Annotated in this window: 13 protein-coding genes; 8 read left to right on the forward strand and 5 right to left on the reverse strand. The window is 39.0% G+C overall.

The genetic code is table 11. From position 1 onward, the window contains the following. Window positions 1-106: 106 nt before the first annotated feature. The 5 genes from PZB74_RS09940 to porN all read left to right on the forward strand — a co-directional run bounded on the left by PZB74_RS09940 (window position 107) and on the right by porN (window position 5,744). Window positions 107-1,069, forward strand: a complete 963-nt coding sequence (locus PZB74_RS09940; protein WP_302242441.1) for a PorP/SprF family type IX secretion system membrane protein — start codon at window positions 107-109, stop codon at window positions 1,067-1,069. Window positions 1,070-1,229: 160 nt separating this feature from the next. Further along, window positions 1,230-2,279, forward strand: coding sequence for a T9SS ring complex lipoprotein PorK/GldK (gene porK / locus PZB74_RS09945; protein ID WP_302242442.1), 1,050 nt, complete (start codon window positions 1,230-1,232; stop codon window positions 2,277-2,279). A 50-nt stretch (window positions 2,280-2,329) separates the two neighbouring features. After that, the gene (gene porL, locus PZB74_RS09950) at window positions 2,330-3,145 is read left to right on the forward strand and encodes a type IX secretion system motor protein PorL/GldL (protein ID WP_302242443.1); all 816 of its coding nucleotides are present in this window, start codon (window positions 2,330-2,332) and stop codon (window positions 3,143-3,145) included. Between the two features lie 43 nt (window positions 3,146-3,188). After that, window positions 3,189-4,775, forward strand: a complete 1,587-nt coding sequence (gene porM, locus PZB74_RS09955; protein WP_302242445.1) for a type IX secretion system motor protein PorM/GldM — start codon at window positions 3,189-3,191, stop codon at window positions 4,773-4,775. Window positions 4,776-4,802: 27 nt separating this feature from the next. Next, window positions 4,803-5,744, forward strand: a complete 942-nt coding sequence (porN, locus tag PZB74_RS09960) for a type IX secretion system ring subunit PorN/GldN (protein ID WP_302242446.1) — start codon at window positions 4,803-4,805, stop codon at window positions 5,742-5,744. 42 nt (window positions 5,745-5,786) lie between these two features. Here porN and uvrC read toward each other — a convergent pair whose 3' ends face one another. Beyond that, window positions 5,787-7,595: an excinuclease ABC subunit UvrC gene (gene uvrC / locus PZB74_RS09965; protein ID WP_302242447.1), complete on the reverse strand. Its 1,809-nt coding sequence runs from the start codon at window positions 7,593-7,595 to the stop codon at window positions 5,787-5,789. A 10-nt stretch (window positions 7,596-7,605) separates the two neighbouring features. Beyond that, window positions 7,606-8,190: a DUF6992 family protein gene (locus PZB74_RS09970; RefSeq protein ID WP_302242448.1), complete on the reverse strand. Its 585-nt coding sequence runs from the start codon at window positions 8,188-8,190 to the stop codon at window positions 7,606-7,608. Window positions 8,191-8,305: 115 nt separating this feature from the next. On the opposite strand from PZB74_RS09970, the gene PZB74_RS09975 reads away from it, so the two are divergent. Together PZB74_RS09975 and PZB74_RS09980 are read left to right on the forward strand one after the other, a co-directional pair. Beyond that, complete coding sequence (locus tag PZB74_RS09975) at window positions 8,306-8,983, forward strand: YggS family pyridoxal phosphate-dependent enzyme (RefSeq protein ID WP_302242449.1); 678 nt, start codon at window positions 8,306-8,308, stop codon at window positions 8,981-8,983. Window positions 8,984-8,986: 3 nt separating this feature from the next. Then, window positions 8,987-9,361 (forward strand): DUF423 domain-containing protein, encoded by a 375-nt coding sequence (locus PZB74_RS09980; protein WP_302242450.1) that lies wholly within the window; start codon window positions 8,987-8,989, stop codon window positions 9,359-9,361. Between the two features lie 2 nt (window positions 9,362-9,363). Here the strand turns inward: PZB74_RS09980 and recR are convergent, their stop codons facing one another. After that, on the reverse strand, window positions 9,364-9,978 hold the full coding sequence (gene recR / locus PZB74_RS09985; protein WP_302242451.1) for a recombination mediator RecR: 615 nt from the start codon (window positions 9,976-9,978) through the stop codon (window positions 9,364-9,366). Between the two features lie 44 nt (window positions 9,979-10,022). Continuing rightward, a complete protein-coding gene (locus PZB74_RS09990; RefSeq protein WP_302242452.1) occupies window positions 10,023-10,319 on the reverse strand; it encodes an ATP-dependent Clp protease adaptor ClpS in 297 nt (98 codons plus the stop codon). Between the two features lie 75 nt (window positions 10,320-10,394). Between PZB74_RS09990 and PZB74_RS09995 the strand changes: the two genes are divergently transcribed. Beyond that, on the forward strand, window positions 10,395-11,888 hold the full coding sequence (locus PZB74_RS09995) for a sodium:solute symporter (RefSeq protein WP_302242453.1): 1,494 nt from the start codon (window positions 10,395-10,397) through the stop codon (window positions 11,886-11,888). On the opposite strand, the gene PZB74_RS10000 is transcribed toward PZB74_RS09995, so the two are convergent. Beyond that, window positions 11,885-12,274 (reverse strand): ArsR/SmtB family transcription factor, encoded by a 390-nt coding sequence (locus tag PZB74_RS10000; protein WP_302242454.1) that lies wholly within the window; start codon window positions 12,272-12,274, stop codon window positions 11,885-11,887. The genes PZB74_RS09995 and PZB74_RS10000 overlap by 4 nt on opposite strands. Window positions 12,275-12,426: the final 152 nt, after the last annotated feature.

Consider the following 12,426-nt stretch of genomic DNA (forward strand, 5'->3'; position numbering starts at 1 on the left):
CAATTAGATACATTAGTATACGTTGTATGTTATAGTCATAATTGATTAATTTAATATTTGCTGAACTGTTACCTTTGGACTTGATCAGTGCTTTTTGCAATCGCATATGAATAGAACAATCATACTTGTACTTGTTTGTATTACGACTATAGGCTTGACAAAAAGTCTTGGGCAGCAGAGTGCGCAGTTCAGCCAGTATATGTTTAATACTCTTTTCTATAATCCCGCCTATGCTGGCGTAGAAGGAGTAACTACCATAACGGCTTTCCACAGGACTCAATGGGCTGGCTATCAGCCTAGCGTTGATGATGCTGGAGGAATCAATACTCAGGTAATAAGTTTAAATGCACCCATACTTCGCCTAAGAAGTGGTTTTGGTCTGCATATTGTTAATGACAACATAGGACCTCTTACAAATTTAGAGGCACAGGCTTCTTTTGCATATCACTTAGGTGTAGGTGATGGAAAATTAAGCTTAGGAGTAAGAGTTGGAGCTTTTTCTCAAACAGTAGATTACGATCAGTATCGCTTCGTAGATCCTAACGATGATTTGCTTAGAGAGCAAGGTCGTATTTCGCAGTTAAGACCAGACTTATCTGTAGGAGTATTTTATCGTGCTCGTCAGTATTATGTAGGCGTAGGCTTCAAACATTTAATAGATACTCAATTTGGGTTTGTAGGGATAGATACCCTCAACAACCCACTTGAAAGTCATATAGCTGTAACAGGAGGGTTTGATTATGAACCCACATATAAAGTACGTCTGACTCCATCTTTTTTGGTGCAGTCAGATTTAAACACCTACTCATTTGACATAGGAGTATTGGCCACATACGATAATACCATGTGGGGGGGGGTATCTTTTCGCCAACAGGAGGCTATGGTAGGTATGATAGGGTATAGTTTTTTTAAAGAAAAATCTTTGAAACTAGGTTATGCTTTTGATTATACCATCATTGCCCAGGAAGCAAAAGCTGCCACTTCTCATGAAATCATGGTTACGTATAGCTTACCTATGACTTCCGCCAGTGATAAAAAGATTATAAGGACACCTAGATTTAGACAATAGGTTGTTATAATCATATTTATTATTAGATTAGTAAAATTTACATCCTAAAAAAGGATAAATCTTACAAGACAGGAAAATGAAGGAATTTGAGTAGTAGAGTTGGAACAGGATTACAATATTTGTGTTGATATTTCGTGTATGTATAAAAACAATTTGTGTTATGAGCAGAACTCTTCTAAGAAGCTGGAGTGCGATGTGCTCTGTTGCGTTAATCTTTGCGCTACAGGGTTGCGGACTCTTCGGTGATAACGGTGAGGATTACGGCCAACTGGTAGGAGTACAAGGCAGAGAGTATGATGGTATGCCCACTCCCTATGGTATGGTACAAATACCTGCCGGTACCTTTCACACTGGTCAGTCGGATGAAGATCCAATTGCCTCTCAGATCAACTTCAACAAGCAGATTACAATCGGAGCCTTTTACATGGATGATACTGAAATTACTAATAATGAGTATCGTCAGTTTATCTATGAAGTACAGGAAGGACAGGGCGAATACGAGTTTTTAGTCGGTAAAGGAGCTAATTTCGTTAACGACGAATTATACCCCGACACTACTGTATGGTCAAGAAATTATACCCATCACATGGGAGATCCTCTTGTACAGTACTACTGGTCTCACCCTGCATTTGACAACTATCCTGTTGTAGGGGTAGATTGGGAAGCAGCACAGGTATTTTGCCAGTGGAGAACAGCTTACCTTAATAACTACCGCGAAAGCAATGGAATGTTTGTAATGCCAAACTTCCGTCTCCCTTCTGAAGCAGAATGGGAATATGCAGCAAGAGGAGGTCGTGATATGGCTAAATACCCTTGGGGAGGTCCTTATATAAGAAACTCTAAAGGTTGTATGTTAGCTAACTTTAAGCCGGGTAGAGGAAACTATTATGATGATGGTTTTGCTTATACTGCACCGGTAGCTGCCTACTTTGCTAATGATTACGGACTATACGATATGTCAGGAAATGTATCTGAATGGTGCGAAGACGCCTACAATCCTGCAGCAACTGCAATCGTATGGGATTTGAACCCTACCTATAACGATGAGAATGAGCCTCGTAAAGTTGTAAGAGGAGGTTCTTGGAAGGATGTTTCCTATTTCCTTCAGACTGGAACAAGAACTTTCTCACACAAAGACTCTACTACAGCTTATACAGGCTTCAGATGCGCCATGACTTACATCGGTCGCTCTTCTGGAAATGAATTCTAATCAATTCTTAACAATCTAAATCAGTAAATCACTTAGAAAATCTTAAAACAATGAGCAAGAAAAAAGGTGGATTCTCAGAATTACTTTATGGCACTATCATGCCTAAAATCTACGGTATAGGTGCTGCAGTTGTAATTGTAGGAGCAATGTTTAAAATTCTTCACCTGCCAGGAGCTGGTATTATGCTAGGGGTAGGACTTACCACAGAAGCAATTATCTTCTTATTTAGTGCATTTGAGCCTAAGCATCAGGAATATGACTGGTCTTTGGTATACCCTGAACTTGTAGGAGATACTGAAGCCGCAGACAGAAGAAAAATTTCGAATGGTAAAAGCAAAAGCAATGGCGACTCTGTAACTAAGAAGCTGGATGCTATGCTGGAAAGCTCAAAAGTTGGTCCTGAATTAATTGACAGTCTAGGTAGAGGTATGAAAAACTTATCTGACTCTGTATCTAAAATGGGGTCTCTTTCAAATGCGGCAGTAGCTACTGATGAGTACGCTAAAAATGTAAAAGCAGCTTCTTCTTCTCTTTCTGATATGAATAAATCTTACTCTACAGCTATACAGGCTATGTCATCTATGGCTGATGCTAGTAAAGATACTAAGGAGTATCATGTTCAGGTTCAGAGCGTAACTAAGAACCTTGCTTCTTTAAATGCTGTGTATGAAATGGAGCTTCAAGACGCGAACAGTCACCTGAAAGCAATGAACAAATTCTACTCAAACCTTAGCGGGGCGATGGAAAATGTTTCTGAAGCAAGTAAAGATGCTGAAAGCTTCAAGAAGAACTTTGCTTCTTTGAACAACAATATCTCTTCATTGAACAGAGTATACGGTAACATGCTTAGTGCCATGAAGGCCTAATTATTTGTATTGATTTATTCATTACTCTAATTAACTAAATAATATGGCTGGAGGAAACGAATCCCCAAGGCAGAAGATGATCGGTATGATGTACCTCGTACTCACCGCCCTTCTGGCCTTACAAGTAAGTAATACAGTACTAGAGAAGTTTATCTTCATAGATAATAGTCTTGAGCAATCTGCAACTGGTGCTAAAGCTCAAAATAATAACACTGTTGAACGTATTCAGTCAGCAGTGGAAGAAGCAGGAAACCGCAAAGAAGACGTAGCAGTGTTAGAGAAGGCTAGAGAAGTAAGAGCCAAAACTAACGAAGTTTTGAACACACTGGATGCGTTGAAAGAAGAATTTATAGTCTTGACTGGTGGTACTGACGAAGATGGTACTTACAAAGGTAGCAAGAGCGAAGACGAAATTGCTGACCTTATGGTAAGACAAGGAAAAGGTGAAGAGCTTAAGAAAATCCTGAATGGATATGCAGGTTATTTATCTAGCACTACTGGAACAGAGGTAAGCCCTATTGCTCTTGATGCTATTGAGAACCCGGTATTTAAGGATAATCCTGAGCAAAACATGAAAAGTTTCTCTGAGATTACTTTTCAAAGTACACCTATGGTAGCAGGTTTGGCTTCATTAAGTCAGCTAAAAAATGAGGTGCTTTCTCGTGAGACATTAGCACTTGATAACCTTGCTCGTAAAGTTGGTGCTGCCGATATGAAGTTTGACAACATCGTAGCTATGGTTAGACCTGAGTCAAACGTAATTGCTGCGGGTACTAAATATAAAGCTGATCTTTTCATTGCTGCATCATCTAGTGCCGCAGACCCTGTAATGACTGTAAACGGAAAGCAAATTCCTGTTGAAGGTGGTATGGGTAAGATTGAGTTTACTGCAAGTGCTGACAAGTATGATGAAAGCAATAAAGCTGAAAAGTCTTTTAAAGCAGCTATCATGATTGAGCAGGGTGGTAAAAAAGAAACGTACGAAGAGACTTTTAATTACTATGTTACTAAACCAGTAATTCAGATTCAGTCAGAGTCAGTACAAGCTCTCTATCTGAACTGTGGTAACGAATTACAGGTGAATGTTCCAGCGCTTGGTACTTCATACGATCCTACTTTTACTGCTAAAGGTGGTACGGCTATTAAAGGTAAGAAAACAGGTTCTGTTACTGTAATACCTAAAGCTCCTAAGCTTACTCTAGGTGTTAGTAGTAGTGGTAACAATATTGGTAGCGAAACTTTTACTGTTAAGCGTGTGCCTAAACCTACTATAGTTGTAAAAGGACCAGGTGGCGGATTAGTTAACATGCAGAAAGGTGAAACTGCCAGCCGTTTAAGATCAATTAAAGTACAAGCTATTCCTGATGAAGATTTCGCTTCTTTCTTACCTAAAGATGCACGTTATAGAGTAGCAGAAGCAGAAATTATCTTAGCAAGAGGTAGCCGTCCTATTGGCAAAGAGTCACTAAACAATGAGCAGGCAAACCTTGGACGTCTGATGTCTCAGGCTAAAGCTGGAGATAGATTAGTGATAGAAATTAAAAAGGTACAGCGTAGAAATTTCCGTAACGAAATCGAAGAAGTTCCTCTGGGAGCAAGTGAGAAATTTATCAACGTTCCTTTGAACTAGATTTAAAAAGATATAAACAGGTGTGTTATGATGCATTTAAAAAGAATTGTTAAACGTAGTTTGGGTGGACTCATGTTTACCCTCTGCGTGAGTACCTCTCTGATGGCGCAAGAGTCTGATGGATACAACTCCAACTCACTCCGTCCTGTCCATGAGTCAGACCAGTTCTATAAAACGAGAGTATGGAGGCGTATGGACCTGAAAGAGAAGCAGAATAAACCTTTTTTCTCTACTAATAGGGAAATTACTAAAGTAATGATCAATGCTGTCTTGAATGGTACGCTTTACCCCTATACCAGTGATTCACTGAATGAGCGTATGTCCAAAGAACAGTTTATTGAGAATATGTCAATTCCTACCGATGGTCCTGGTCTTTCAGAAGATGAGATAGCTATGGGCTTTGGTCAGCCACAGGAAGAAACTCAGCAAGACGATGGCTGGGGCGGTGGCTGGGGGGATGATTCATCCTCAGAAGGTCAGGGTGCTGAAGGTACTGCTACTCCTGCGAGTACAGAAGAAGCATCATCTTCATCATCAAGCATGGATAACCTTTTCTTTGCTACAGATGTAACTATCCTAGAAATTATGGAAGATATTATCTTTGACAAAGAACGAGGACGTCAGTATTTTGATGTACAGTCAGTTACTATGATTTTACCTCCTGAAATGTTCCCTACAACTGGTTTGCAAAAGCCTGTGGCAACATTTAAGTACATTGACCTGGTAAGAGTTTTTGAAGAAAATCCAGAGTTAGCGATATGGGTTAACCCTTATAACGATGCTAAGCATCTTAACTTGAAGCATGCATTTGATTTAAGGTTATTCAATGCACATATCGTTAAGTACTCAAATCCTGAAGATGAGTATATTATTGACAAAACAGGTGGTGATAGAAGAGCTGCTTTGATGGAGTCATTAAATTTTGAATACGATCTTTTAGAACGAGAGCACGAGCTTTGGGAGTATTAATGTTATCATAACACAATTGTTTATACATATAGAAGGAGGAGCTTAGGCTTCTCCTTTTTGCATTTTTAAGCCTTGAATAACTGCTTTCGCTTTCGCTGAACCAATTAAGGAAGTTAAAGAATCCTCATCAGCCTCTTTAATATTTTTTAAGGACTTAAAGTTCTTCAGCAAAGACATAGCTGTCTTTTTTCCAATACCTGGAATGTCTTCAAGTTCCGTTTTAAGCGCTGAAATAGAGCGTTTCTGACGGTGGAAAGTGATAGCAAAGCGGTGCGCTTCATCACGAATACGCTGCAACAATTTCAGGGACTCAGACTTTTTATCTATATGTAATGGGTAAGGGTCCTCTGGAGTATAAATTTCTTCCAGCCTTTTGGCAATTCCTATGATCGGAATGCTACCATAAAGGTCTAATTCTTTAAGAGCTTTGGTGGCTGCATTCAATTGTCCTTTGCCTCCATCTATAACAATAAGGTCAGGCATAGGTAGGTCTTCGTTTTTTAAGCGGCTGTATCTCCTGAAAACTACTTCCTGCATGGAGCCAAAATCATCCGGACCTACTACTGTTTTAATATTAAATTTTCTATAGTCCTTTTTAGAAGCTTTACCATTTTTAAAGCATACCATAGATGCTACCGGGTTTGTTCCTTGAATATTTGAGTTATCAAAGCACTCAATATGCATAGGAATATCTTTCATTCGCAGATCCTCTTTAAGTGTAACCAGCACTCTGTTTTCTTTTTGCTTGGTGGTTTGCGTCTGGCTGTAGCGTTCTTTTTTATAAAAAAGTACATTTTTAATAGACATATCTACCAGTTTTCGCTTATCGCCTATTTTAGGAATAATAATATTGACCCCCTCAATTTCAATGGCTATATCAATATTGGTGAGCAAGTCTTTTGCTGAGCTAAGGTATTTGTTCCTTAATTCAACTATCATTAAAGCTATAATCTCTTCATCTGGCTCATCTAGTTTCTTTTTTACTTCTATAGTTTTGGTAAGTACAATAGAGCCTTTGTTAACTTTTAAATAGTTGATGAAAGCAATTTTTCCATCAGAGACAATAGTAAACACGTCCGTGTCTCCAATTTGCGGATTAACTACTAAAGACTTTGCCTGGTATTTTGAAAGAAGCTCAATCTTATCCTTATACAATTGCGCTTGTTCAAACTCTAAAGCCTCAGCTGCTTCCTGCATTCGTTCTTTAAAGTAAGTACGAGCAACTCCAAGGTTACCTTTCAGAATGTTAGCAGCCTGCTCGATATCACGATTATAATCCTGTTCGCTCTGTAAATTTTCGCAAGGGCCCTTGCAGTTGCCTATATGGTACTCCAGACATACTTTAAACTTACCTGAAAGTATATTTTCCTCTGATAAGTCATAACGACAAGTTCGGATGGTATATAGGTTTCGGATTAGATCCAGAATATTATTCATGGCCTTAACACTGGCAAAAGGGCCAAAATAATTACCTGCATTAGGCACCATCCGACGAGTTGGAATTATACGCGGAAAACGTTCTCTAGTTAAAAGTATATATGGGTAGCTTTTATCATCTTTAAGCAGAATATTATACTTAGGCTGGTTTTTTTTGATAAGGCTATTCTCCAGAAGAAGAGCATCAAATTCAGAGTTGACAATGGTAAACTCAATAGTGTTTATTTCACTCACCATTTTGCGTGTTTTACGACTGCTACCGGCAGAGCGATTAAAGTAACTGCTTACTCTTTTTTTCAGGCTTTTAGCCTTTCCAACATAAATGAGATCGTGCTGATTATTGTAGAATTTGTATACGCCCGGTTGGTCCGGAAGTTTGTTTGTATCTTGAACAGAATAATATGTTGTTTCCATAAATTATTAATCAAAACTGAATACGAAGGCCAATGCCCTCCGTTGAAACCTGAAGTAGAGGTAGCAGTTCAGATGCGTGAGAATCCATTAAGAAGTACATCACACTATCAAATGCCAAAAGGAATGCTCCCTGTAAAATCAATCCCTGCCCGTAACCTCTAAACCTATTTTGTCTTTTGGCAGAACTTTTAGCCTTTTCCAATAATAGTAAACCTCCTGCTACATAGGCCACATCTAAACCGGCATTAAATAACAACATCTTTTGCAATCCATAAAATTCACTTACTGAAGAAGAGAGAGTGAGTCCATCAGTAGAGGATTGAATACTGTTATAGTAACCAAACCCGGCTATTGCCAAGTTTACTATATTCCAGTAGGTATTCATTTGATGAAAATAGTACTGTCTACCTTCAGTCCTGGACATTAACACTCCATTTGTAGCAATATTGGCTATGGCCCAAGCTCCTAGGCTAAGCATTCCGATCTTGCTGATCTTGAGGCGTGTCTCATTAAACTGAAGTAGTTCATTGTTATTTTGGCCGTAAGCCTGTGTCAAAAAAATAAAAAAAAACAGAAGCAGTACACATTTTTTCATCTTTGCCTGAGTTTTTACCTTTTACTGTTTTATATAAATTACCAGTGCATACAGAACCCACTTAAATAAGCATTGTTAAGGAAGAGAGTTAAGCATTAAATGATAAAATGTAGTTATGAGTATAGCTGAAAATATAAAAAGTATACAAGCTGATATTGCACCATACCGCTGCCAACTGGTAGCAGTAAGTAAAACCAAGCCCAAAGAACTATTAATGGAGGCATATGAAACGGGCATAAGAGACTTTGGAGAAAACAAGGTACAGGAAATGACCGATAAGTATGAAGCTTTGCCCAAAGATATACGATGGCATATGATAGGTCATTTGCAGCGAAACAAAGTAAAGTATATTGTTCCGTTCGTACATTTGATCCATGCGGTTGACAGTGTACGCTTACTTAAAGAAATAGAGAAACAGGCGGCAAAAGTGGATAGAAAGGTAAACTGTCTGTTACAGATGCATATTGCTGAGGAAGAAAGTAAATTTGGTCTGTCTGAAGAGGAATTAATGGATATATTGCATGGAGATATGTTGGCAGGTGCTCAGCATGTCAATATAATAGGGCTAATGGGCATGGCCACTTTTACCGAGAATGACCAGCAAGTGAGAAGAGAGTTTAAATCTTTAAAAAAGATATTTGATAAGGTTAAATCCGACACTAGCTTACCATCTCATGTAAAGATGGAAGAACTTTCTATGGGAATGAGTGGCGATTATCAACTGGCATTAGAAGAAGGGAGTACAATGCTAAGAGTAGGTACCACTATTTTCGGAAAGAGGAACTATAAATAACATATGCAAAAATTAATACTATTAAGTGCCTCTGCTTTTGGAGCACTTTCTGTTATGATAGGCGCTTTTGGAGCTCATGCTCTAAGAGCAAGCCTGGAAGCAAGCAATCGCTTGGATACTTTTGAAACCGCAGTAAAATACCAGTTTTATCATACACTTGCGCTATTAGTGATTGGACTACTGATGTACAGAATACAGGATAAACTATTGGATTACGCTGGCTTATCCATGATAGTAGGCATCCTCATATTTTCAGGCTCACTGTATATACTTTGCTTAAGCGGTTTACGCTGGCTGGGAGCTATTACGCCCATAGGAGGACTATTAATGATTATAGGTTGGGTGCTGTTGTTCTGGAGTATAGCCAGAACTGGCTAACGCTAACCTTGCTCATACGCCTTGCGCCCAAGAATACTTCGGCCAAGTGTAATTTCATCAGTATATTCCAGCTCACTACCAATGGGTACACCACGAGCCAGGCTGGTAATTTTAACAGCCTGATCTTTTAGCTTTTTCGTAATAAAAAATGCGGTAGTATCCCCTTCCATAGTAGAACTGAGAGCCAGTATCAACTCTTTTACTTCAGAGTCGGGTGCAGTTACTCTTTCAATAACAGACTGGAGGTTTAGCTCACCGGGGCCTATACCCTCAATAGGAGAAATAACCCCACCCAAAACATGGTACAAGCCTCGGTACTGAGAAGTATTTTCTATCGCAATAAGATCTGTAACAGTTTCTACCACACAAATAATACTTCTGTCTCGCCTTTCGTTAGCGCAAATACCACACAAGTCAGCATCAGAAATATTATGACATAGTTTGCAGTACTTCGTTTTTGTGCGCAGGTCTATTAAAGCTTTTGACAAAGATTGGGTGAAATCTTCATCCTGGCGAAGCATATGCAGAGCTAGTCTTAAAGCCGTCTTTTTACCTATGCCAGGTAGTTTGGCAATTTCGTTTACGGCATCTTCTATTAGTTTAGAAGGGTACTCCATACAAGATCTGGCTATAAAGGGTGTTGGCTAAAAAAATCTAAAAATTATCGTATAATAGCACCAATGCCGGCATCAGTAATGGCATCTCGTTTAGGCTTAAGTTCCTCATAGCTGCCTTTTTTTACCGAGCACTTCCCTTTATAATGTATGATTAGTGTACACTGTTCGGCCTGCTCAGGGCTGTGTTTACAGACTTTAATCAGCGTGTTTATAACGTGATCAAAAGTGTTGTAATCATCATTCAACACAATGAGATCTTTGTTTTCTACGACTTCTTCTTTGTCTTGCTGTAATACTTGCTCAAGTACTTCCACTTCTTCGTCAATTGCTGCGTTTTTCATAGTTTTGAACTTCTCCATTTAGCAAATTTAAAAAAAAAGACCCAATTTCGTGCCCCCATTACTTAACAATAACACATGTCACCAGTATTAGTTCTAAGTGTAATTGCCGGATATTTTGTAGTTCTTTTATTGATATCCTACTTTACCTCACGTAACGCAACCTCTCAGACATTCTTTACTGCCAACCGTTCTTCACCCTGGTATTTAGTAGCATTTGGTATGATTGGCGCCTCCTTATCTGGTGTTACATTTATATCGGTACCCGGTGAAGTGGGCAACTCCCAATTTTCATATTTTCAGGTAGTACTGGGTTACGTGCCTGGCTATGCGTTCATAGCACTGGTACTTATGCCTCTCTACTATCGGCTCAACCTGGTATCTATCTACGGTTACCTGGAGCGCAGGTTTGGCTTTTGGTCCTACAAAACAGGAGCCTTCTACTTCCTGCTTTCTCGTCTTATTGGTTCATCTTTTAGACTTTTTCTGGTAGCAGGTGTACTACAGATTGCGCTGTTTGATAGCTTCGGCGTTCCCTTCTGGGTTACAGTTATGGTCACTATCATCCTGATTTGGATGTATACATTCCGAGGAGGAATCAAAACTATTGTGTGGACCGATACGCTACAGACTTTGTTTATGTTGCTCTCTGTAGCTATTAGTATATTTCTTATCGGGCAGGAGCTAGACCTGTCTGTAGGTGAAATGATTTCTACAGTAGAGAATAGAAAGATTTCTCAAATATTTTTCTGGGACTGGGCAAGTGCCAACAACTTCTTCAAACAGTTCATTTCAGGAGCGTTTATAGCCATAGTAATGACTGGTCTGGATCAGGACATGATGCAGAAAAACCTGACCTGTAAAAATTTGGGCGAAGCGCAAAAGAATGTGAAGTGGTTTACCGTAACCCTAGTATTTGTAAACCTGATGTTTCTTACACTGGGGGCTTTGCTCTTTCTGTATGCCGATGCTAAAGGAATTGCTATACCTGAGCGTACTGACGACCTTTACCCTATGTTGGCTGTAAATCATTTTGATACTTATGCGGGGATCATCTTTCTGCTGGGTATTGTGGCCGCGGCTTACTCCAGCGCAGACTCAGCCCTTACAGCACTAACCACTTCTTTTTGCGTAGACTTTTTAGGCCAGGGTAACGACAGAGCCGAAACCAGGGCAGAAAAAGGTAAAGATATCAGTAAAGCAGTAAGAATGAGAGTTCATGTGATGTTCTCGGTACTGCTTTTCTTTGTTATTCTCATCTTTAACGCTATCAATGATGATAGCGTAATTGTAGCCGTATTTAAAGTAGCTGGCTATACATACGGCCCCTTGCTAGGCTTATATTCTTATGGCTTGTACACTAAGCTGAAGGCCAACGACCGTTTTGTCCCTTACGTTTGTTTGCTGGCACCTGTAATTAGCTTTCTGTTGGATAGCAATTCTGAATTTTTATTTAACGGATTTAAGTTTGGCTTCTTTATTCTAATTGTAAACGGAGCACTTACTTTTATAGGTCTTCTACTCATTAGTAAAGGCAAAGTAGATAAAGATCATCTACAGAAAGTATCTTAACTGGAGTATAGCTTCTTTTGGTGATGAAGCTTCCATACTGCTAACTCACGATTAGAATACAGGATGCGAAATGTTTCAAGGTCTTTGAGCAAAGTAGCATCCTTTTGCATATACTGAAAAATTTGGCCGATGATATCCTGCGCCTGGTTTTTAATACGATAATACACAAACTGGTCAACCTTACGAGAGTTTACAAGTCCTGCGTTTTTTAAGTATCTTAAATGACGAGAAGTCTTAGTTTGTGTAAAATCTAATATATGCTCCAGGTCGGTTATACACATCTCTTCCTCTTTATGCAGAAGATGAAGTATTCTGACTCTGGCCTCATCAGAAAAGGCTTTAAACACACCCAGACCAAAATTTAAACTAAAATTTTTTACGCGCATAGTAGAGTATATCTGCAATCACACACTCAATATTGATAAAATGCAATCCTATCTTGAGCTATAACAAGCTTTTTATTGTTAGTGTGCTATTAATATTGATTTTCTGTGACTATTTTAGTAAAACATTCGTTAAAAGTTAAATAAGAAATTTA

The sequence above is a fragment of the Porifericola rhodea genome (genome assembly GCF_030506305.1).
GTDB classification, from domain to species: domain Bacteria; phylum Bacteroidota; class Bacteroidia; order Cytophagales; family Cyclobacteriaceae; genus Catalinimonas; species Catalinimonas rhodea.